A 22,521-nucleotide genomic window follows, 5' to 3' on the forward strand; every position below is an offset into this window, starting at 1 on the left:
TTTGTCAGTCCATCAATAATACGACGCACTTTTTTACCAAACATCTGCTCGATCTCATCGAGTGTAATGTTGGTATCTTCAACCACATCGTGTAAGAGGGCACAAACTATTGAAGTTGTACCTAAACCAATTTCTTCTGCAGCAATCTGAGCTACGGCAATCGGGTGGAAAATATAAGGTTCGCCAGATTTTCGACGCATTTCTTTGTGACTTTCTAATGCGAGATCAAATGCTTTTCTGATCATCTGCTTGTCACCTCGTTGCATCGTTGGTTTACATGCGCGTAGTAATGCTCGGTATCTTTTACGTATTTCTTTATTTTCTGCTTCTATATCAATCACATAATCTTTCATAAACTTGCAGTTGCATTATGATTTTAAAAATACATTTCTTAAATTAGTTATTGTTAATTTAAAGGAATAAATAGTAAACCCGATTTATTTTTATTAAATGTAATAATTTTTTAATACTATTGACAAAAAAAGACAATTTTTAAATTGTAATGATCAGAATAAACTTACGCTGGATACTATCTTTACTTGCTTTTATCCCTTTTTTGGGGATGTCTCAAGCACTGACAGTACCGCTCTACGGGGAGGGGCAGCAACAAGTAATTGAAGAGTATAATATGACCACATTAGAGAGTGGCGAGCGGCTTCCTTGGTTCTTAATTCCAGAGGTCAAAATATCAAAACCAAGAATATGGACTTCGGAAGATGCTAAAAAACAGTACCTAAGGCTAAGACGAAATGTGTTAAGGGTATTGCCTTATGCTATTTTTGCTCAAAAAAGATATGATCAGTTGGACCGAGAACTTGCATTGGTTTCTGATAAAAAAGAACAGAAAAAGTTGATTGAAACATGTGAGAATGAAGTGAAGTCGATGTTTAATCGGGAAATTAAAAATATGAGTATTACACAGGGGAAAATTCTCATTAAACTTATAGACCGACAAACAGGACATTCGAGCTATGAAATGGTGAAACAGATGAAAGGTGGGTTATCTGCTTTTTTATACCAAGGGGTAGCTAAAATATTTGGACATAACCTAAAAAGTACTTACGATCCGAGAGAAGATTTTGAAATAGAAAATATCATTAGAGAATTTCAAAAAACGAGAAGAGATCCACAGTATTTTTAAAAATTATTAATTTATGAAGACAGTTTATGATTTTAAAGCCCTACAGTTCAATGGTCAAGAAAAATCATTAGCTGACTATAAGGGAAAAGTATTGCTCATTGTAAATACGGCCAGCCAATGCCTGTTTACGAGCCAATTTAAATCCTTAGAAAAACTTTACCAGACCTATAAAAATGATGGTTTTGAAATTCTTGCTTTCCCATCTAATAATTTTGGAAAACAGGAACCACTAACTGGTTATACGTTAGAGACTTTTTGTAAAATTAACCAACAAGTTCATTTTTCTGTTTTTAAACGTACACATGTCATTGGCGAATATGCCTCGCCCTTGTATCGTTATCTTGCTCAAAAGGAGGAAAATGGACATGTTTCGAGTAAACCACTATGGAATTTTCACAAATATCTGATCAATAAAAATGGAGAGGTAGTCGACTATTTTTACTCAACAACCTCACCAACGGCGTCTAGAATCAAAAAACGTGTTGAGCAATTATTATCTGAAGGGTAGAAAGAACGAAATGTTTACTACTTTTGTCTATATTTAGTTGGTTAAACATTGAAAATAGACTCGCATGATAAAACTTGATTTATTAGTAATTACTGTGCATCCGGATGATGCAGAATTAGGGGCCGGAGGTACAATAGCAAAATATGTTGCTGCGGGTAAAAAAGTAGGTATTGTAGATCTTACGAGAGGGGAACTTGGTACTCGCGGTACTGCTGAAACCAGAGATCATGAAGCAAACGATGCAGCAGCAATACTGGGCTTAACGGTAAGAGATAACTTAGCGCTACGTGATGGTTTTTTCAATAATAGTGAAGAAGATAAGCTTGCTGTCATTCAGGCGATCCGTAAATATCAACCAGAAATTATAATCACAAATGCCATTACTGACCGCCATCCTGATCATGGTAGAGCAGGTCACATGGTGAATGAAGCATGCTTTTGGCAGGTCTAAGGAAAATAGAAACGATAGCAGACGGAATTTTACAAGAAGCTCACCGTCCTAGATTGGTGCTGCAGATGATTCAGGATTATTATATTAAACCTGATATTGTACTGGATATTACGGATTATTATTCGATTAAGGAAAAATCAATATTAGCGTATAAAACACAGTTTTATACAGGCGAAGAAACGAATCTCGACGAACCGCAAACCTATATTTCGAATCCCGATTTTATGGAATCTACAGCTGCAAGGGCGCGAGAATTTGGTAGATCGATACAGGTAAAATATGCTGAAGGGTTTACGGCAAAGAAAATATTAGGTGTTGATGATATATTTCATCTGATTTAATTTAAAATAATCAAATAAAAGCCGTTTCTTTATTATATTAAGAAACGGCTTTTGCTTTTACAGCATATATTACATGAAAAATCAACAATTCTCGCTACAGGATCGAATAAAAAGTTTTGCATATGCATTCAATGGTTTCAAAATACTGTTGATAGAAGAACATAATGCGCGCATTCATGTAGCGGCAACTATTGTGACCATTGTTGCTGGAATTTACTTTGATATCGCTGCGATTGAATGGATGATCATCTTACTCTGTATTGGTGCTGTTTTTGCGCTTGAAATAATTAATTCCGCTATTGAAAATCTTGCGGATCTGGTTTGTCAGGAAAAGAATGATTTTGTAAAAAAAGCGAAAGATCTAGCAGCTGCCGCAGTATTAACAGCAGCGATCGTTTCTGTGGTTATAGCAATGTTCATTTTTGTTCCAAAAATAATGGCGATATGGTTTTAATTAGGGCTTATGAGCTACGGGATCGGGATGTCGTACTCAATATTATGCAAGAAAATATTCCAGCTTACTTTGCTCAGGATGAAAAAGAGGATTTGAAGTATTATCTGGATTTTGAGATGCAGCAGTTTTTTGTTCTTGAGGTAGACAATAGAGTGGTGGCATGCAGTGGCATTACCGTAGAGCTGGAAGAGCATAGGGCTGTAATCTGTTGGGATATGGTCCTTCCTGCAGAACAGGGTAAGGGATATGGCAAAAAGTTGCTGGAACACCGTATAGCAATTTTAAAAGAGCTGAAAACGATCGACCGCATCATTGTCCGTACTTCGCAACGTACTTATCTATTTTATCAGAAAAATGGCTTTGTTTTAAACCAGATTGTAAAAGATTATTGGGCGAAAGATTTTGACTTATACAGTATGGAATTGCTCTCTTAATCAAGTAAATTAAATAAAAAAGAGATCAATATAAAAAGAGGGATAATTAGAGCGGCAATGATATTGAATCTGAATTTTGAAATTTCGTTTTTACGGTATAAGAAAACAGATTCTACTATTAAATAGATAATCCATAGCAGCAAAAAGATTCCCATATAAAAAATTATAGCTAAGCTATCGGCTGTACCGCAACGTCTATTTGGATCTAACTGGGACAAACCGATGGGAATGGCCATAAATAAAAGAATGATCAATGCGACTATTCTGATTAGAACGTGTTTTGTCATACAATCTTTTTTTATTAATACACATACATAAAAAAGGTAACCTTTCTGGTTACCTTTAGCTGTTTTTTACAATCGAAATTGTTATTTCTTTTTGTCAATTTTGTAAAGACGTCCTAAATCTGTAATGGCATAAAGCGCTCCATCTTTACCTTGTGTGATATCTCTGAAGCGTTGTCCTTCTTTTGCTAATAACCTTTCTTCGCCTACGACTTTATTATCTTTAATAACTAGACGGGCAATATGCGTACTGCTTAGTCCACTGATGAATAGATTGTTTTTCCATTCAGGAATGGCATCTCCTGTATAGAATGTAATACCGCTAGGTGATAATACGGGATCCCAGTAATAAACCGGTTGCTCTAATCCTTCTTTTTGTTGGATAGGTTCTCCAATTTTTTCACCACTGTATTCTAAACCGTAAGTAATGATTGGCCAGCCGTAGTTTTTGCCAGGCTCGATACGGTTTAGTTCATCTCCACCGCGAGGACCAAATTCTGTCTCCCATAAATCACCCGTTTCAGGATGAAGTGCCAATCCTTGAACATTTCTATGTCCATAACTGTAAATTTCTGGTCTTACATCTGCTTTCCCTGCAAACGGATTACCCGCTGCTGGAGCGCCATCTGTTGTTATTCTAACAATCTTGCCTAATCCTGATTTTAGATCTTGTGCCTGAGGTCTGGTGGCTAAATCTGAACGTTCACCCGTACTTACAATTAAATTGCCTGATTTATCAAATAGGATACGCCCACCATAATGTAGTTTACCTTTGTACTTTGGTGTAGCGCGGTAAATAACTGCGACATTTTCAACTGTCTTCTCATCTGCGGCTAATTTTCCTTTACCGACAGCTGTTAGGTTTCCTTCAGCACTTGGCTCAGAAAAAACAAAATAGATCATTCGGCTTGTTTCAAAATTAGGATCTATCGTTAGTCCCAATAAACCACCTTGACCATCTGTATCCACTTTAGGTAGACCTGTTATGGGTTCAGAAACTTTACCGTCAGCAGTTGCTATTCTAAAGGTTCCTTCTTTTTCGGTAATGAGTAAACGTCCGTCCGGCAAAGACGCAATTCCCCAAGGAGACTTCAATGTTGTATTGAGTACAACTCCTTCAAATGGTGTAGTGGTTTTTACACCGGCGATACGGGTCTGGCCTTCAAAGGCAGGTTTATATTTTGTATTTGCCGCATTCGTTTCTACAGCAGGATATATACTATCTACTGTATTATTGTTAGTTTCAGCACCTGTAGTACCGTTAGAACAAGAATATAATGCGAAAGAACTAATCAGGATTGTGGCTAATTTACTTTTCATAGACAAATTGAATTGTTTCATATCATATAAAAATATAAATAATTTATTTAAAAATTACATGCAAAGCGTTTTATCATGAAATAAAGCCTTTTACATACTGACGTGTAATTTCATGTTTGGGATTTAACAGTACTTCTTCTGTTTTCCAAATTCAAGAATTTCGCCGCCATAAACAAAAATGATATAATCAGAAACACGGCGTGCTTGTCTCAGAATATGCGTGACCAACACAATGGTATAATCTTTCTTGAGTTCAATAAGTAGATTTTCGATCGTCTGCGTCGATATTGGATCTAATGCAGAGGTTGATTCATCGCCTAATATAATCTCAGGCTTGACGGCAAGCCCACGTGCCAGGCATAGACGCTGCTGCTGCCCAATGGAAAGTCGTGTCGCGGATTGATCCAGCCGATCTTTCACCTCTTCCCAAAGTCCGACATTCTTCAACTGTGTTTCTACGATCTCATTTAATTCCTTTTTTCCTCTTGTCCCATGGATACGAGGGCCATAAGCGACATTGTCATATATCGACATCGGCAACGGAAATGGTTTTTGAGAAAGTAGGCCCATTTTTTTTCGAATATGTGTTACTTCGGCATTTGGGGCATATATATCTTCGCCATTGACAAATACAGAGCCTGAAACCTGAACTCCTTTCGTATCATCAATAAGTCGGTTTAAGGTTTTCAGTAACGTCGTTTTCCCACAACCAGAAGGACCGATGATCGAGGTAATGCTGTTATTCGGCAATGACAAATTGATGTTTTTCAAAATATGATGACCGTCAATTTGAATATTCAAATCCTGTATCTGAATATGCGGTTGAATAGCCGGTCTTACAATTTGTGTTTGTTCTGTTTCGATGATAGGATGTGCGTGCATATGACAATAATTAGAATAATAAAAGTTAAGATAAGTGCTGATGCGTAAGCACGGCCTTGAACTTCTGGAATAGGACTGCTCAACTGGAAGAAGATCGCTAATGGCAATGTTGCGGCGGGTTCGTCAATATAACGGGGTAAATTGTCGCTAAATCCTGTTGTTAACAAAACTCCGGCAACATCTCCGATAGATCTTCCAAATGCAAGTAAGATTGCTGTAAATATTCCTTGTTTAATGTGTAAAATAAAAACTTTTGCGACTTCCCATTTGGTCGCACCTAAAGATAAAGTAACATGTTTTAAGTCTGTGGGAACTGTTTTGATGATTTCATCGATTGTTCGCACCACAATTGGTATTGTTAGCAGTGTAATGGTAATAATTCCACCTAAAAGGGATGCGCGGATGCCAAAATAAACCATAATGGTAAATCCTACAGCTCCGTATACGATAGAAGGAATTCCGTACAGGATATCAAACATTAATTTCGAGTACTGCGCTAGTCTCGATGATGTTTTGATGTATATATTTAAATATAAGGCGATCGGCACACCGATTAAGGTTGCCAATATAGTTGCTACACCTGCAAGGTAAAGAGATCCTAATATCGCATTTAAAATACCACCTTCTTTACCCATGTAAAAGCCGCCCTTTGGTAATTGACTCACCATTTCCCAAGATAGATAAGGTAACCCTTTATATAGGATGGTGCCGATTATAAAAAAAGTGAACCGGTGACCAACATTCCGGAAAGATGCATAAAACCTTTTGCAACTTCTCTTTAAAAAGTCTTGTTTTAAGATTATCCATTATGCTTGCCCTCCAATCTGTTTAATATGATGCGTGAAATGAGATTGAATCCGAAAATAATAACAAAAAGGAGTAAGGCTGAAAACATCAGTGCCGAATCGTATAATGGTATTGACATCATTTCCCCAAAATTGTTTGCAATGAGTGCGGGAATAGGATAACCAGCATCAAATATGGATGTCGGTATTTTAGGAACATTACCGCAGACCATCAAAACTGCAATTGTTTCGCCGAATGCTCTGGAGATCGCCAATACAATTGCGGCTATTATACCAGGTTTTGCTCTTCTAAGTATGACTTTTTGGGCAGTTTCCCATTTGGTAGCGCCCAAAGACAATGATGCTGCTTTAAGTTCTGCCGGTACCGTTTTTAAAACCTCGACCATAATACTGATCATGATCGGGAAAATCATCACTGCGAGTACGATTCCTCCAGCTAAAACAGTGTAACCCGAAGTAGAAACCGCAAAAATGGGCGCAATATAAGATTGTATTGCAGGTACGATAAATAATACACCCCAAACCCCGTATAACACAGGAGGAATGGCTGCCAGAACATTGATAAGCGGTAATATGACATTTTTCAAGGTGTCTGACGCATACTCTGTTAAGTAAATAGAGGTTAAGATACAAAGTGGGCATGAAATCAATAGCGCAACCAATGTGACACTGAGTGTGCCCATAATAAAGGGTAGGAAACCAAAACTTCCTTTCATAGGTGCCCACACATGATTTGTCAATAGTTCAAGAATGTTAAACGATTCAAATAAGGGTACTGATTTAAAAGTCAGTCCGATACCGATTATAATGACCACTGAAAGTGAAATGAGCAACAAAACAAAACTGACCTGTTTTGCGATTGCATTTTTTAATAACCTTGTTTTTAGCATATTACAGTTTAATCAGTTCTTTATTAATTAACGACTCTGTTAATGGCACATATCCATTTTCCAATAAATAACTCTGCGATTTTTTCTTTAGCACAAATGAAATGAATTCTTTAACGAGCAAATTATCAGGCTTCCCTTTTGTGATAAACGAAAGATCTCTGGCTGGTGGGCTAGGGTAATGGTTGTTACTGACAGCATCCGTTAAATCATCTATGGTACTATAAAAATCTTCGTTTTCACTGATCTGCCATCTGCATTTAGATCGATTGGCAAGACATCAATTTTATCCATTACTTTTTTTGTTTTTAAGTCATAGACGTAATTGATGTTGTTAAATCCTATGGCATTTTTATCGTCTTTAATTGCCTGTGCAATTCCTGGATCACCAAAGATTCCCACGCCTTTTAAATCCTCCTGCTTACTTTTAAAGAAATTGGCCCAAGTTTCGGCGGCACCGGCGGCATCAGCACGTGTGTACACGATCACCGGATCTTTTGAAAATCGCGCGTCGATCTCGTTCCAGGTTTTATATTTTTTATTGATAAAGATATTTTTGAGTTCCGCATGGGTCAAACCACGTTCTTTAAGTAAGGTATAATTTGGATTTTCAGCATTAATGGTACAGATCACAGCATCTTTAGCAACATGGATAGGAAAGGCGCCTTTTGCTATTTCCTGTGGATGAAGATCGCGGGAAATAAGTCCGATGTCGACCATACCGGTCAATGCATCTGCAATTCCTTTGCCTGCTCCGCCAGCTGAAATATTAAAACGCACATGTGGATGTTCCTTTTTAAACTCTTCACTCCATAAGACTACTAAAGGATAGAGTGCAAACGCTCCAGATAAGGAAATATTACCTTCAAATCCTCTTTCTTTTGTATAGCCATTCTCTATTTTAGGAGCACACGCGTTATTCGTAAGTAACAACAATAAGCTTAATATAAGTATATTACGGTTGTTTTTTTTCATTTTATCTATCTCTATAGGATTGGTCTACAATAATATTTTTGACAAATATATATTAATTTAATAGATTATATAGTTTTTTTTCTACTTTTGATCCAAATAGAAGAGAATACAGACCAATAAATAGAATTTCAGCATATGCAAAGTTTCCGTACAGAGCTTGAAAACCCTGTGGTTGAGCAAGAGATTATTGATTTAGAAAAGAAAATTAGACTTTTTCAGGAAGGGAAAATTACGGATGAAAAATTTCGTTCATTGCGCCTTGCAAGAGGGGTTTACGGTCAACGTCAACCTGGAGTGCAAATGGTGCGTATTAAATTACCTTTTGGAAAAGCAACTTTCAAACAAGTGATTAAAATATCTGATGTATCGGATGAATATGCGATTCGCAATCTGCATATCACGACCCGTCAGGATATTCAGATACACTTTGTTAGTCTAGATCGCACACCAGAGTTATGGGCCAAATTGGCAGAGGATGATATTACTTTACGTGAAGCCTGTGGTAATACTGTGCGTAACGTAACGGCATCACCTACAGCCGGAATAGATCCACAAGAACCTTTTGATGTTTCTCCGTATGCGCAGGCCGTTTTCGAATTTTGTTTAAGAAACCCGATCTGTGCGGAAATGGGTCGTAAATTTAAGATGTCATTTTCTTCATCAGATGATGATACTGCTTTTTCATATATCCATGATCTTGGCTTTATTCCTAAAATACAGCTTATTGATGGTAAAGAAGAACGTGGTTTTAAAGTTCTGTTAGGTGGTGGATTGGGTTCTCAACCTTTTCTAGCGCACTTGGTACATGAATTTTTACATGAAGATCAGTTGATTCCGTTTGTTGAGTCTTCTTTACGTGTATTTGACCGCTATGGCGAGCGTAATAATAGAAATAAAGCACGCTTTAAATATTTGATCCAAAAATTGGGTATTGATGAAGTGTTAAGATTAATTGCTGAAGAACGCGTTGCTAATCATGTAAAATCTTTTCAGATCAACCGCGATACGATCACGCAACCGACTCCACCGGATACGGATGCCGTGGAAAGTTTATCTTTGGATTTAGATCCGGATTACCTGATCTGGAAGTCAACAAATACTTTTGAGCAAAAGCAGCAAGGTTTTTATGGTGTATTTGCTAAAATATCTACGGGCGATCTTCCAACTGAAAAAGCACGAGTTTTGGTTGCTGGACTGGAAGGTCTGGTTGCCGATGAAATTCGTTTCACTCAGAATCAGGGATTGTTGCTTAAATATGCTACCGAGAAAACGCTTTCTCATATTTTTAAATTATTGACGAAGCTTGAGTTGGCTTCTCCTGGATTTGAAAGTACGTCTGATGTGACGACCTGCCCAGGTACGGATACATGTAATCTGGGTATTTCAAACAGTACAGAGATGGCACGGGTTATTGAGTCATACATTCGTGATTTTTACGCAGATTTTGTTTACAACCGTGAACTGAAGATCAAAATTTCAGGCTGTATGAACTCTTGTGGACAGCATGGATTGGCGCATCTGGGTTTTCATGGAAGTTCTGTAAAAGCAAACGGTAAAGTCGTTCCTGCTGCACAGGTCATGATCGGTGGTGGTACTGTTGGTGATGGTGTAGGTCGTGTGGCCGAAAGAATTATCAAAGTACCTACCAAAAGAGTGCTGCACGTGGTTGACCTGGTTTTAACGGATTATAAAAAGAATGTTCAGGAAGGTGAAAATTTTCATGCTTATTATGACCGTCAGACTAAAAACTATTTCTACACCTTATTGAAACCTCTGGCTGATCTAACAACACTATCTGATGATGAATATATTGATTGGGGTCATCAGGAGACTTTTGAAACAGCGATCGGTGTGGGTGAGTGTGCGGGAGTCATGATTGACCTTGTTGCTACTTTGATCTTTGAAGCTGAAGAAAAAAGAGCTTGGGCGGTTTCTGCTCTTGAGGAGAAAAGTATGCGGATGCTATTTATCATGCCTACAGTACTTTTATAGGTTGTGCTAAAGCATTATTATTGGATAAAGGTGTTAATGTGAGTTCACAGCATGCTGTGATCCAGGAGTTCCAAGCGCAATTTGTGGAACAACATATTTTTGAATTGGAACTACGTTCCCAGAACTGGTTTTGCAAATAAATAAGAATGAGCCTACTCCAGAGTTTGCTGAAAACTACCTTGAGAGCTTGAATACATTCTTTAACGCTGTGTATGAGTATAGAAATGCGGTGAAAGTTAATTAATGAGGAGGATAGAAGATGAATATTAAACCAAAAGTAACTTTGGTCGGAGCGGGTCCTGGTGATCCTGAATTGATCAGCTTAAAAGGTATAAAAGCGATAAAGGCAGCGGATGTAATTTTATACGATGCTTTAGTGGATGAGAGTTTATTGGATTTTGCCAGTGCAAACTGCACGAAGGTATATGTTGGGAAAAGAGCGGAACAGCTTTCTACTTCACAGGATCAGATCAACCAGTTACTGGTCGATTATGCGCTGACTCATGGTCATGTGGTGCGATTAAAAGGCGGAGATCCATTTGTATTTGGACGTGGTGGTGAAGAACTTGATTTTATTAATCAATATGATATCGAAACAGCGGTTATACCGGGTATTTCCTCTAGTATCGGATTAACGGGCCTCCAAAAGATTCCTTTAACTTATCGCGGCATCAGTGAAAGTTTTTGGGTGATAACTGGCTCTACAACTGAAGGGAAACTTTCAGAGGACTTGTATGCAGCTGTTAAAACAAATGCAACAGTAGTCGTGCTGATGGGATTTGGTAAGCTAACAGAAATAGTCGCATTATACAAACAGCATGGTAAAGAAAATCTGCCTATTGCATTGATTCAAAATGCTCTATGCCAAATGAAAAAATTATTATCGGTACGATTGACGACATACTGGACGAAACTCAGGAAAAACGCATTGGTGTACCGGCTATTATTGTTTTGGGCGAAGTTGTTTCTAAGCATCCGAATTTTAAACATATTATTGAAAAATACGCAACTGTTTAAATGAATACGCTATTTCCAATTTTTGTCAAGCCAGATCAGATTCACATGCTATTAGTCGGAGGTGGACCGATCGGGTTAGAGAAATTTCAAGCAATCATTCAGAATAATGATAAAGCGCATATAACAGTAATTGCGACTAAAATATGTCATGAATTTAAAATCATCATGACGCAATATAAGCATATCGTTTTTGAAGAGCGTGATTTTGTGGAATCGGATCTTGATGAAAAACATCTCGTGATGCTGGCAACAAACAATCATGAACTTAATGATCAAATAAGAGCGTTAGCGAGTTCAAAACATATTTTGCTAAATGCGGCAGATAAACCGGAACTATGTGACTTCTATCTCGGATCGATCGTTAAAAAAGGTAATTTGAAAATTGCGATTTCAACGAACGGTAAATCCCCGTCAATTGCAAAAAGAGTAAAGGAGTTTTACAGGAAATGCTTCCTGAGGAGATTGATGAAACATTGGAATTGATGAGCCAGTTGCGGAATCAATTAAAAGGTGATTTTCAGTCAAAAGTCACGGCGCTGAATAAACATACAAAATCATTAATTGAGAGAGATGGAAATTAGTGGAATTAAAGAACTTTTATCAGGAAAACAGGGAGCGGATCTGCTTCAGGTTATTACTGAACAATATCCTGATCAGGTTGTATTTTCGACATCTTTCGGTATCGAAGATCAGATTATTACAGATTGGATAGGAAAGAGCAAAGTGAATATCAGGGTTTTTACTTTGGATACGGGAAGACTTTTTAAGGAGACTTATTCGTTATGGAGCAGAACTGCTGAGCGCTATGCGCTAAAAATTGATACGTACTACCCGAATACCGAAAAGGTTCAGGAATTTGTTTCTGAAAAGGGGCCGAACTCATTTTATGAGTCTGTTGAAAATAGAAAATCTTGTTGCTACATACGCAAAATAGAGCCTTTACAGCGGGCTTTGCGAGGTGCCAAAATTTGGATAACAGGAATTAGAGCGGAGCAATCGGCGAATCGTCACGATATGGAGTATATCGAGTATGATGAGGGGAATAATATTATCAAAATTCATCCGCTATTTGACTGGACTTTTGAGATGGTTACCAATTATATTAAAAGCGAGCGTATACCTTACAATATACTGCACGATAAGGGCTTTCCGAGCATCGGATGTGAGCCCTGTACCCGGGCTGTTCAGGAGGGTGAAGATTTTCGCGCCGGCCGATGGTGGTGGGAAGATCAGAGTAAAAAAGAGTGTGGATTACATGTGACAACAAAATAAAGCAAGATTAAATGGATTATTTAGATCAACTAGAAGCAGAATCAATCTATATATTACGTGAAGTGGCCGGGCAATTTGAAAATCCTGCGCTCTTATTTTCTGGTGGAAAAGATTCTATTACTTTGGTTCATTTGGCATTAAAAGCATTTAGACCGGGTAAATTTCCTTTTCCACTGGTGCATATTGATACAGGTCACAATTTTCCGGAAACCATTGCATACCGCGATTGGTTAGTAGAACAGATCGGTGAAAAACTGATCGTAGGACATGTGCAAGATAGTATCGATGCTGGTAAAGTTGTTGAGCAAAAGGGAAAAAATGCCAGCAGAAATGCTTTACAGACGGTGACTTTACTGGATACAATTGCTGAAAATGGTTTTGACGCCTGTATTGGCGGGGCACGTCGTGATGAGGAGAAAGCAAGGGCTAAAGAACGTGTATTCTCTGTTCGTGATGAATTTGGACAGTGGGATCCGAAGCGCCAACGTCCTGAATTATGGAATATCTTTAACGGAAAAATCAATAAGGGCGAAAATGTCCGCGTATTTCCAATATCAAACTGGACGGAACTGGATGTTTGGAATTACATCAAACGGGAGAATATTAAACTTCCAAGTATTTACTTTAGTCACGAGCGTGAAGTGATCACCCGGAATGGCCAATTAATGGCAGCTGCGTCTTTCTTAAACATCGATGAAGAGGATGTTGTGGAAACAAATCGGTCCGATTTAGAACAGTCGGTGATATGACCTGTACTGCAGCTGTGGACTCGCAGGCTACTGCCTTAGATGATATCATTGCCGAAATAAAAGCCTCTACAGTAAGTGAGCGTGGTGCCCGAATGGATGATAAAGTTTCTGAAGCGGCAATGGAAGACCGAAAAAACAGGGATACTTCTAAGGAGCAATGCAATAAGGTTTGGTGACTAATACAAAAATCTAGAAAATGAAAATTTTAAAATTTATAACGGCTGGTTCTGTTGATGATGGTAAAAGCACATTGATCGGCCGTTTATTATATGATACAGATTCGATACTGGACGATCAACTGGAAGCGATAAAAAAGGCTAACCGCAAAAATAATGATGGGACTGTGGATCTAGCAATTTTGACCGACGGATTGAAAGCTGAACGTGAACAGGGAATTACGATCGATGTTGCTTATAAATACTTTCAAACAGAGCAACGCAAATTTATCATTGCTGATGCACCGGGACACATACAGTACACACGCAATATGATAACAGGGGCTTCTAACTCTGATCTCATCATTATATTGGTCGATGCGCGTAAAGGGGTTATTGAGCAAACGAAACGTCATTCTTTTTTAGCAAAACTACTTGAACTTAAAAAAGTTTTAGTGTGTATCAATAAAATGGATATGGTGGATTATAGCCAGGAAGTGTTTGAAAACATTAAAGCTGATTATCAGACCTTAGCGGAACGTTTAAAATTGACTGATGTTGATTTTATGCCGGTTTCTGCACTAAAAGGTGACAATATTGTGCATCCTTCGGAACATTTGACTTGGTATGAGGGACCTTCTTTATTGTCTTATCTCGAGACGATAGAATTTAAAGAGGCAGATCAGCAAGCTTGGCGTTTACCGGTGCAATGGGTGGTAAGGCCACAGACCGAGGAGTTACATGACTACAGGGGATATGCTGGACGTGTTGTTGGTCATGGTCTAAAAGTAGGAGATGATGTGCTAATTTTACCTTCTTCTATTAAAAGTAGCATCAAAAGTATTGAACTGGCTGGAGTAGATTTGCAGGAAGCGGAAGATGGCCAATCGGTTATTGTCCATCTTGCAGATCATGTTGATATCAGCCGTGGTGATACCATTGTAACGGCTCAAAATTCGGGTCTAGTGGAACGTAATTTTGAAGCGAATATCTGCTGGTTTGACAACAAGGCTCTGGATACGAATCAGATTTATTTGTTTCAGAATTTCGGTAGAACGACAAAAGTGAAAATAAATGAAATCATTCATAAAGTGGATATCAACAACCAGGAATATAAGTATGGTGAAGGGATAGCTCTTAATGATATAGGCCGTGTACAGATTAAGGCCGCTGAAGATATCTCGTTTGATCTTTACCAGGATCACCAGGCAACCGGCAGGGGCATTATCATTGACCCGCGCACTAACTTAACAGTTGCGGCTGTTATGATTGAAAGCGTTGCTTAGCAGGCGAGGGGGATAGAAAGTCAAGTAAATTACTTTTTAATTAACATGAAAAAGGGTGGTCTTATTGGCCACCCTTTTATCATTAACATTTTTTTATTCTTATTTCCAACCTCCACCTAAGGCTTTGTATAACACTAATTGATTTAAGATCTTTTCTTCTAGAATATTGACCTGCTCAATTTGAGCAGCAAGGGATTCTCTTTGACTGGTGATGATCTCTAAGTAATTGATACGGCCTGCCAAAAATAAATCATGAGCGGAATTTACGGATGATTCTAAGGCAACGACTTGTTCATTTTTGTGCTGAAAGCGTTCAATAATATGATCTTCTGTCAGCAAGGCATTGGATACTTCGTTATAAGCCTGTAAAACAATCTTCTCGTAATTCAAGAATGAAATACCATAATTTCCTTTGTACTGTTCATACTGCGTCTTTAATTCTCTTTGATTAAAAATCGGAGCTGTAATGCCACCGAATAAACCGTAAGTTGCCGATTTATTGATGTCAATCAGTTTATCGAAGCTAAATGAATTTAAGCCGATAAAAGGAGATAAGACTACTGCGGGTAAAAAAGCAGCTTTCGCAGCATGAACTTCATGCATGGCCGAAACCATCTGATGAGAGGCTTCGCGGATATCTGGTCTCAGTGCAAGCATTAATGCGGGATCTCCAGAAGCCAATTTATCAAACAGATGTACTTCTTCCAGCTGAATTGCAGTACGTTCAATAGGCTGATTCACACGTCCAATAAGGAAATTGATGTGATTTTCGAGAATACTGATTTCTTGCTTCGTCTTAGCACGATCTGACTTGGAGTTTGCTAGAATAGCTTTAAACTGCTGAACAGCTAATTCGGTCGCTCGACCCGCTTCTTTTTGTACTTCAATAATAGCTAAGGCTTTTTCCTGCAGTTTTAGATTTCTTTCAAAGACTGCTAACTGATTATCCAGACTGATGAGCTGATAGTAGGCAGAACCAATATTGGTCACCAATTCGGTCGCAATCAATTGCTTTGCTTCAAGCTGTGCTAGATAATTCTCGTACGATGACTGTCTCAGATTTTTTAATTTGCCCCATACATCGATTTCCCAAGAACTGCGCAGTCCTACAAAATAATCTGGAATAGCAGGTGATGGAATCTTTTCGTCTGATTTTAAGTTTTCTGAAAAGTTACTATCGTAGTTACCAATTCCTTCTTCGGTATAAAAGCCATACTTTGTCAAACCTGCGCCAACTTCAGCATTTACTTTTGGAAATAGCGCAGCTTTTTTCTGTTTGAAGCTTGCTTGAGCAATCTCAATACGCTTTATCGCCATTTGTAAATCATAGTTATACAGTAATGCTGAATCCACAAGGGCAATCAGTTTTTTATCTTCAAATACTTTTCTCCAAGAAATCTGACCTATCGAACTATCGGTTTGCACATTTGCCGGCGAAAATTTTTCGGGCAATGCTGTCGCTTGCATTGGTGTCAGCTTTTTAGGAACAGAACAGCTCGATATTAAAATAACAGCAAGCACAACAGAAACTACTGTTGCTAATTTCTTCTTCTTAACTTTTGTTGTTCTTTTTGAACAGAGAACATAAAATGCAGGTATAATCAAAACACCGATTATGGTTCCGATCAACATACCTCCAACGGAGGCGGTACCAATTGTTCTGTTACCGATAGCACTTGCTCCAGAGGAGAACATCAATGGAATAAGTCCCGCCACAAAGGCAAATGATGTCATTAAAATTGGTCTTAGACGTGCTATAGCACCGTCGATCGCAGCCTCCACAATGGACATGCCCTGTTTGTTTTTGAGTACTGCATATTCGACAATCAAAATCGCATTTTTCCCTAAAAGCCCAATCAGCATGACGAGTGCCACCTGTGCATAAATGTTGTTTTCTAATCCCAATAACTTTAAGAATAGAAACGCTCCGAACATACCGGCGGGAATACATAAGATAACAGGTAAGGGCAAGAAGAAACTTTCATACTGCGCCGCCAATAGTAAGTAAACAAACAATAGTACTAAGGCGAAAATGTAAATAGTCTGATCGCCAGAAACAATCTGCTCTTTAGTCATACCTGACCATTCAATACTATAGCCTTGCGGTAAGCTCTTCGCAATCTCCTGAATGGTTTCAATTGCTTGTCCGGTACTGAATCCAGATGCCGGCTGCCCATTGATCATGGCGCTTGTAAACATGTTATAGCGTGTAATCTGTTCCGGTCCAAACACGCGCTTCATCGTAATAAAGGCTGAGTAAGGAACCATTTCGCCATTATCGGTTTTCACAAAAAGATTTAAAACATCTTCGGGCTGTTTCCGATAATGTGCGTCTGCTTGCACCATTACTTTATACATCTGTCCATAACGAATGAAATTGGTGGCGTAGAAGCTACCCATAAGTGTTTGCAATGTATTCATCGCATTATCAACAGATATTCCTTTCTTGGCCGCTAAATCGTAGTCAATTTCCAACATATACTGCGGAAAGTTAACGTCAAATCCTGAAGAAACGCTTTCTATAGCTTCGCTGGCGTTTAGTTTATTCATGAATTCTTCCAATACAACAGCCGTTTTATTGAGATCTTCAGTTCCTGTTTTATCCAGTAAACGAACCTCAAAACCTGCGGCATTACCAAAACCGGGAACGGTAGGCGGAGGGAAGAACTCGATCTGTGCATCTGCGATATGTGCTGTTTTTTCTTTGAGTTCATTCATCACATCATCAACTGTCTGCGCACGGTCTTCCCAAGCTTTTAAATTGATCATTCCCATACCGTAGGATGAACCTGATACTTCTGTCAAAATACTATATCCGGCAAGAGTTGATACCGTTTCTACGGACTCTAAACTTCTTGATATACGATCTACTTCATCTAACGCTTTCTCTGTTCTATCAACTGTGGCTCCTGGAGGTGTTGTGACACTGACATAGACCATACCTTGATCTTCCGTAGGAATAAAACCGGATGGTAGGATCGCACTTGTTCCCCAAGTTGCTACAAAAGATAATACCAGAACAAGTACTGTAAGTCCGCGACGGCTTACGGTTTTCGATAAAAATCCACGGTATTTTCCAGCTAATTTGTCGTAAGCTTGATTGAATTTTTTAAAGAAACGTGTCATCCAGTTATTTTTCTCTTTCTGATCGTGCGGATTTTTTAACATGATCGCACAAAGTGCGGGTGTTAGTGTCAGGGCATTAATACCGGAGATAATAATAGCTGAGGCCAATGTGAGCGAAAACTGTCGATAAAAAATACCGACGGGTCCATCAAGGAAGGCCACGGGTATAAATACGGCTGACATGACCAAAGTGATCGCAATTACAGCAGTACCCACTTCTTTCATTGCCGCTAAAGTAGCTTCCATAGGTGGAAGATTTTCCTCTTCCATTTTGGCAAATACGGCCTCGACGACGACAATACCATTGTCAATTACAATTCCGATCGCTAATACGAGTGCAAATAGTGTCAATAAGTTGATTGAGAATCCGAGCATCTGCATACAGAACAGTGAACCGATCAAACTCACCGGAACAGCTAAGATCGGGATCAATGTAGCTCTAAAATTCTGTAAGAATATAAATACGACAATAAACACCAATAAGAATGCCTCAAGCAGGGTTTTGATAACACTGGATATCGATGCATCTAAAAAGCGGGAAACATCATAACCCATTGTATATTTCATACCTGCCGGGAATGTGGCTTTTTGTAATTCCGCCATTCTATCTTTAACACGTTTGATAACATCTTGTGCATTGGATCCTGGCAATTGCTTTAACATGATGGAAGCCGAAGGTCTACCGTCAGTTTTAGAAACCATTTCGTAATCTAATGAGCCGAATTCGATCTCAGCAACGTCTTTTATACGGATAATAGAACCATCTGCATTTGCCCGAATAGGTACATTGGCATATTCTTCCGGTTCCGAGAATTTTCCCGGATAACGAAGTACATACTGTTGCATATTGACCATTTTATCCGAGCTTATACCCGTTTGACCAGGGGCAGCTTCGATATTTTGTTTACGAAGGGAAGCAATTAGTTCGTCGGTTGAGATGTTGTAAGCCGCTAACCGATCAGGTTTAACCCAAACACGCATCGCGTAATCACGCATACCCATAATCTGAGCAAAACCAACGCCTTCAATACGCTTCAGTTCCTTTAAAACATTGATATCTGTAAAATTGTAAATAAAGCGTTCATCAGCAGTTTCATCTTCAGTATACAGATTGAGATACATCAACATACTGTTTACCTCTTTTTCTGTGGTAACACCTGCGCGTGTCACTTCCTCGGGAAGCTCATCTAATACTGTTGTTACCCGATTCTGCACATTTACTGCGGCAATATCGGGATCAATTCCAACTTTAAAAACGACTTGAATGAGTGTTGTTCCATTGTTAGTGGAAACGGTATTCATCGAGGTCATACCTGCAACACCATTGATCGCACGTTCCAGCGGAATGGCAACAGCATTGGTACTGACTTCCGCATTTGCTCCTGTGTAATTTGCGGTAACAACGACCGATGGAGGGACAATATCTGGAAACTGGGTAACAGGTAGTGTAAATAAGGCCAATAATCCTAGTAACGTTATAAATAATGAAATTACCAACGATAGGATAGGCCTTTTTATATAAACATCAAACATAAAATATTTTTAAAACAAAGTTTTTATAACTTAACAGGGATTACTTCCACCTTCATACCATCCTTCAAGGATTGTACACCTTCGTATACGATCTGATCTGTATCAGACAAACCTCCATTCACGATATAGTAATGCCCGACACGTTGGCCAGCTTCAAAAGATTTCATCGAAACAGTTTTATCTTTATTTAAGATATAGACGTAAGTTTTATCCTGAATTTCAAAAACAGATTTTTGATGTACAAATTTGGTGTCGCCGGTCTGTATTGGAACAGAGATTTTACCTGAAGCACCATGCTTTAACATGCCCTGCGGATTTGAAAACCTAGCCCGTAAAGATATTGATCCTGTGTTCTTCTCAAATTCACTCTCAACAATGGATGCCTTTCCAGGATATGGGTACGGATTACCGTCAGCGAGGATCAGTTTTACATCTTTGTTAAAAGAGTCTTTGTTAAACGATGAGTCAGATACAATACTTAAGTACTCATTTTCGGAAATGTCAAAGTATACATTTACTTCGTTAAGTGAGGAAACAGTCGTTAGTAAAGAACCTTGCTCTAAGAGTGATCCTTCTTTTAGGGGAATACGATCAATCTTACCATCAAAAGGAGCACGTACTAATGTGAAATTCAACTGCGTTTTAGCTTGTTGCATGATCGATCTTGCTTCTTCGACCTTTGACTCCGCAGCTGTATATTGTAATTTAAGTAATTCGACTTCTGTTTTACTTACGATGTTTTTCGCGGCTAGATCTTTTGTACGTTCTAACTCAAGAACCACTTTTTTGACATCTGTAAGTGCTGCATTAAAGTTAGCTTTTGCGCGCGCATAATCGGCTTTATATTCTTCATCACTGAGTCTGAACAATACTTGACCTTTCTTTACTGCGGCACCTTCATCCACATAGATGTGTTCTAAAAAGCCACTTAAACGTGATCGAAGTTCAATATTTTTGACTGATTGTATATCAGCAATATAGTCTTTGTAAATTGTGGTATCCATAACAACTAAATTGGATACAGGTACTTTTTTAGGAGCTGTACTTACCTGTTTATCATTGCTTTTGGCTGTGCAGGCAGATAAAATCGCTAGGCATGACAATGCATACCAAGACATGGAACGTGTTTTCATATAAAAAATAAAATGTTAACGAATAGAATAAATCAATATAAAATATTGATTATTAGAAAATTAGACTCTTAAAATCTAATTTAAAATTAAAAAATAGGGCAGGGGGTAAACTAGAATAAACTGTATCGGTAGAGATACTGATAGTAACCTGATAAGCAGGCATTTTTCTTACTGTAAAGCGGGTGCTTTTTCTGTTTTAAAATTGATAATGCAGAATAAACAAGTCCCAGAACGAAAATAAAAACGGATAAAATCTGAGGATTAAAATTGAAAATACGATAATCGTCAAACTGAACTTCAGAATCTTTTTCAGGAACTTCAATGGGAATATCCAACACATCGTCAAGAACAAATTCAAGTAATGAATCTCCTGTAAAATATTGTGTGGAAATATTTGATTCACGCGTATTGGTATTGACGCCAGCCTGATAAAAAAGGATGTTCAAGTAACCAAATAATGCCAAGAAGTGAAATATTTTAATCCACATAAAAAACAAATATATAAAATCAAATAGTTATGCTGGAACAACCACATAAATATTACAAAAGAAAAACATTGTCTTAATATTTGATGCAGCTGTATTTTATCAAAATTCCTAATCGCTGAGATTTCAATAAAAAAAATGAACGGACAATTGTCCAGATAATCAAAATCTCAGAGATGGTTTTTTAGAATATAATTTCGTTGTTTTTCAGGAAATTTGTGAACAGTTTTATTTAGAGTTCATCTGGTTTGAATTGTATTGAAGTTAGCCACATAAGATCAACAGTAATATGCAGGTGGTATTTTGATTAAGTCATACAGATCAATATTGATTGATTCTTTAGCACAATAAGCCTTTGGTGGTTATATCACATGAACAAAATCTTATAAATAAAATATTTCCATGTATAAATGAAACTACCGCCATTATATGGAACCCTTGTAAATGAGCATATTAATAAGTCATATAATTTATATTATGTTAAATAGAAATTATATGATCATCCCCTGCATACATTTATATCTAAAATTTGTTTACCAAAAATGACTATTTCGCAACATCGTATTTAAGTTCATCTAGGTGTTTTTTAACAAATTATTACTGCGCTATATCAAGCTACTACAGTACAATTTATAATCTTCAGAATCTTTTGAAAATACCGTTATATGCTATTGAATATCATGCTTTTATTTTGTAAATTAGATCATCAATGTATCTGTAAATGTGTAAATCGTATGAAAAAATCAAAATGGATTATAGACTCTGCCCACTCCTCGGTACAATTTCGTATTACTTATTTGGTAATAGCCTCTATTAGAGGAAGTTTTAACACTTTTAACGGTTTCGCTGAATGGGGTGAGCATTTTAAAGAAGCCTCTATACAATTTAATATTGATGCAAACAGTATCAATACAAATGTGGAAGAAAGAGATAAACATTTGAAAAGTGCTGATTTCTTTGATACAGCACAATACCCGACAATCTCATTTAAATCCACTAGTTTTAAAAAGATTAAGGGTGAGAAATTTAGATTGGAAGGCCATTTAACCATGCATGGTCATACAAAATTGGTGGAGCTACAAGTGGAATATAATGGTAAAATAATTGATCCACAAGGTCAGGAAAAAATTTCATTTGAGGTGACCGGAAAAGTGAGCCGATGGGAATTTGATATGAAATATAATTCAGTTTTAGAGGCCAATAGTCTCTTGATTGATGAAGATATTGATATTTCAATTCAATTGTTACTCAATAAAGAGCAATAAATTTATTATTTTGCGTGTGTAAATT

17 protein-coding genes and 4 pseudogenes are annotated in these 22,521 nt (G+C 37.8%); 12 read left to right on the plus strand and 9 right to left on the minus strand.

Going from position 1 to position 22,521, the window contains the following annotated elements; all coding sequences use genetic code 11:
• Positions 1-353 (minus strand): HD domain-containing protein (locus L950_RS07775; protein WP_156169598.1); only part of this gene is annotated, 353 nt, incomplete at its 3' end.
• Between the two features lie 149 nt (positions 354-502).
• Here L950_RS07775 and L950_RS07780 point away from each other — a divergent pair.
• The 5 genes and pseudogenes from L950_RS07780 to L950_RS07800 all read left to right on the plus strand — a co-directional run bounded on the left by L950_RS07780 (position 503) and on the right by L950_RS07800 (position 3,329).
• Positions 503-1,141: a DUF4294 domain-containing protein gene (locus L950_RS07780; protein WP_231576973.1), complete on the plus strand. Its 639-nt coding sequence runs from the start codon at positions 503-505 to the stop codon at positions 1,139-1,141.
• Positions 1,142-1,154: 13 nt separating this feature from the next.
• A complete protein-coding gene (locus tag L950_RS07785) occupies positions 1,155-1,649 on the plus strand; it encodes a glutathione peroxidase (RefSeq protein WP_021188193.1) in 495 nt (164 codons plus the stop codon).
• Positions 1,650-1,716: 67 nt separating this feature from the next.
• A pseudogene (bshB1, locus tag L950_RS07790) lies at positions 1,717-2,441 on the plus strand (bacillithiol biosynthesis deacetylase BshB1).
• 73 nt (positions 2,442-2,514) lie between these two features.
• Complete coding sequence (locus L950_RS07795) at positions 2,515-2,895, plus strand: diacylglycerol kinase family protein (RefSeq protein WP_021188194.1); 381 nt, start codon at positions 2,515-2,517, stop codon at positions 2,893-2,895.
• Positions 2,886-3,329, plus strand: a complete 444-nt coding sequence (locus L950_RS07800) for a GNAT family N-acetyltransferase (RefSeq protein WP_021188195.1) — start codon at positions 2,886-2,888, stop codon at positions 3,327-3,329. Before L950_RS07795 ends, L950_RS07800 begins: the two co-directional genes overlap by 10 nt.
• A gap of 368 nt (positions 3,330-3,697) precedes the next feature.
• Here L950_RS07800 and L950_RS07810 read toward each other — a convergent pair whose 3' ends face one another.
• From L950_RS07810 to L950_RS07830, 5 genes and pseudogenes are all read right to left on the minus strand, one after another.
• Entirely contained in the window at positions 3,698-4,933 is a 1,236-nt protein-coding gene (locus L950_RS07810) for a PQQ-dependent sugar dehydrogenase (RefSeq protein WP_021188197.1), read from the minus strand.
• 73 nt (positions 4,934-5,006) lie between these two features.
• Positions 5,007-5,815, minus strand: a pseudogene (locus tag L950_RS07815) (phosphate ABC transporter ATP-binding protein).
• A complete protein-coding gene (locus L950_RS07820; protein WP_021188199.1) occupies positions 5,770-6,483 on the minus strand; it encodes a PstA family ABC transporter permease in 714 nt (237 codons plus the stop codon). The pseudogene L950_RS07815 and the gene L950_RS07820 overlap by 46 nt, the downstream one beginning before the upstream one ends.
• Before the next feature lie 131 nt (positions 6,484-6,614).
• Positions 6,615-7,511: a phosphate ABC transporter permease subunit PstC gene (gene pstC, locus L950_RS07825; protein ID WP_021188200.1), complete on the minus strand. Its 897-nt coding sequence runs from the start codon at positions 7,509-7,511 to the stop codon at positions 6,615-6,617.
• 210 nt (positions 7,512-7,721) lie between these two features.
• Positions 7,722-8,483, minus strand: a complete 762-nt coding sequence (locus L950_RS07830) for a PstS family phosphate ABC transporter substrate-binding protein (RefSeq protein ID WP_231576974.1) — start codon at positions 8,481-8,483, stop codon at positions 7,722-7,724.
• Positions 8,484-8,618: 135 nt separating this feature from the next.
• Here L950_RS07830 and L950_RS07835 point away from each other — a divergent pair.
• The 6 genes and pseudogenes from L950_RS07835 to L950_RS07860 all read left to right on the plus strand — a co-directional run bounded on the left by L950_RS07835 (position 8,619) and on the right by L950_RS07860 (position 14,954).
• A pseudogene (locus tag L950_RS07835) lies at positions 8,619-10,719 on the plus strand (HEPN domain-containing protein).
• Positions 10,720-10,734: 15 nt separating this feature from the next.
• Positions 10,735-11,496: a uroporphyrinogen-III C-methyltransferase gene (gene cobA / locus L950_RS07840; protein ID WP_231576975.1), complete on the plus strand. Its 762-nt coding sequence runs from the start codon at positions 10,735-10,737 to the stop codon at positions 11,494-11,496.
• Positions 11,493-11,975: a bifunctional precorrin-2 dehydrogenase/sirohydrochlorin ferrochelatase gene (locus L950_RS07845; RefSeq protein WP_231576976.1), complete on the plus strand. Its 483-nt coding sequence runs from the start codon at positions 11,493-11,495 to the stop codon at positions 11,973-11,975. The genes cobA and L950_RS07845 overlap by 4 nt, the downstream gene beginning before the upstream one ends.
• 87 nt (positions 11,976-12,062) lie before the next feature.
• Positions 12,063-12,764, plus strand: a complete 702-nt coding sequence (locus L950_RS07850) for a phosphoadenylyl-sulfate reductase (protein WP_021188202.1) — start codon at positions 12,063-12,065, stop codon at positions 12,762-12,764.
• A gap of 11 nt (positions 12,765-12,775) precedes the next feature.
• Positions 12,776-13,664, plus strand: a pseudogene (gene cysD, locus L950_RS07855) (sulfate adenylyltransferase subunit CysD).
• 45 nt (positions 13,665-13,709) lie between these two features.
• A complete protein-coding gene (locus L950_RS07860) occupies positions 13,710-14,954 on the plus strand; it encodes a sulfate adenylyltransferase subunit 1 (RefSeq protein WP_021188203.1) in 1,245 nt (414 codons plus the stop codon).
• 99 nt (positions 14,955-15,053) lie between these two features.
• Here L950_RS07860 and L950_RS07865 read toward each other — a convergent pair whose 3' ends face one another.
• From L950_RS07865 to L950_RS07875, 3 genes are all read right to left on the minus strand, one after another.
• Positions 15,054-19,613 (minus strand): efflux RND transporter permease subunit, encoded by a 4,560-nt coding sequence (locus L950_RS07865; RefSeq protein WP_021188204.1) that lies wholly within the window; start codon positions 19,611-19,613, stop codon positions 15,054-15,056.
• A 23-nt stretch (positions 19,614-19,636) separates the two neighbouring features.
• Positions 19,637-20,746, minus strand: coding sequence for an efflux RND transporter periplasmic adaptor subunit (locus L950_RS07870; RefSeq protein WP_021188205.1), 1,110 nt, complete (start codon positions 20,744-20,746; stop codon positions 19,637-19,639).
• A gap of 110 nt (positions 20,747-20,856) precedes the next feature.
• Positions 20,857-21,234, minus strand: coding sequence for a hypothetical protein (locus L950_RS07875; RefSeq protein WP_021188206.1), 378 nt, complete (start codon positions 21,232-21,234; stop codon positions 20,857-20,859).
• Positions 21,235-21,965: 731 nt separating this feature from the next.
• Here L950_RS07875 and L950_RS07880 point away from each other — a divergent pair.
• Complete coding sequence (locus L950_RS07880; protein ID WP_031287132.1) at positions 21,966-22,496, plus strand: YceI family protein; 531 nt, start codon at positions 21,966-21,968, stop codon at positions 22,494-22,496.
• Positions 22,497-22,521: the final 25 nt, after the last annotated feature.

Source organism: Sphingobacterium sp. IITKGP-BTPF85 (assembly GCF_001006065.1).
GTDB classification, from domain to species: Bacteria; Bacteroidota; Bacteroidia; order Sphingobacteriales; family Sphingobacteriaceae; genus Sphingobacterium; species Sphingobacterium anhuiense.

Excerpts from the sequence above, each read along its gene's own strand:
- L950_RS07780 (WP_231576973.1), top strand. The coding sequence starts at position 503 with ATGATCAGAATAAACTTACGCTGGATACTATCTTTACTTGCTTTTATC.
- L950_RS07785 (WP_021188193.1), top strand. The coding sequence starts at position 1,155 with ATGAAGACAGTTTATGATTTTAAAGCCCTACAGTTCAATGGTCAAGAA.
- L950_RS07795 (WP_021188194.1), top strand. The coding sequence starts at position 2,515 with ATGAAAAATCAACAATTCTCGCTACAGGATCGAATAAAAAGTTTTGCA.
- L950_RS07800 (WP_021188195.1), top strand. The coding sequence starts at position 2,886 with ATGGTTTTAATTAGGGCTTATGAGCTACGGGATCGGGATGTCGTACTC.
- L950_RS07810 (WP_021188197.1), bottom strand. The coding sequence starts at position 4,933 with ATGAAAAGTAAATTAGCCACAATCCTGATTAGTTCTTTCGCATTATAT.
- L950_RS07820 (WP_021188199.1), bottom strand. The coding sequence starts at position 6,483 with ATGGTGAGTCAATTACCAAAGGGCGGCTTTTACATGGGTAAAGAAGGT.
- pstC (WP_021188200.1), bottom strand. The coding sequence starts at position 7,511 with ATGCTAAAAACAAGGTTATTAAAAAATGCAATCGCAAAACAGGTCAGT.
- L950_RS07830 (WP_231576974.1), bottom strand. The coding sequence starts at position 8,483 with ATGAAAAAAAACAACCGTAATATACTTATATTAAGCTTATTGTTGTTA.
- cobA (WP_231576975.1), top strand. The coding sequence starts at position 10,735 with ATGAATATTAAACCAAAAGTAACTTTGGTCGGAGCGGGTCCTGGTGAT.
- L950_RS07845 (WP_231576976.1), top strand. The coding sequence starts at position 11,493 with ATGAATACGCTATTTCCAATTTTTGTCAAGCCAGATCAGATTCACATG.
- L950_RS07850 (WP_021188202.1), top strand. The coding sequence starts at position 12,063 with ATGGAAATTAGTGGAATTAAAGAACTTTTATCAGGAAAACAGGGAGCG.
- L950_RS07860 (WP_021188203.1), top strand. The coding sequence starts at position 13,710 with ATGAAAATTTTAAAATTTATAACGGCTGGTTCTGTTGATGATGGTAAA.
- L950_RS07865 (WP_021188204.1), bottom strand. The coding sequence starts at position 19,613 with ATGTTTGATGTTTATATAAAAAGGCCTATCCTATCGTTGGTAATTTCA.
- L950_RS07870 (WP_021188205.1), bottom strand. The coding sequence starts at position 20,746 with ATGAAAACACGTTCCATGTCTTGGTATGCATTGTCATGCCTAGCGATT.
- L950_RS07875 (WP_021188206.1), bottom strand. The coding sequence starts at position 21,234 with ATGTGGATTAAAATATTTCACTTCTTGGCATTATTTGGTTACTTGAAC.
- L950_RS07880 (WP_031287132.1), top strand. The coding sequence starts at position 21,966 with ATGAAAAAATCAAAATGGATTATAGACTCTGCCCACTCCTCGGTACAA.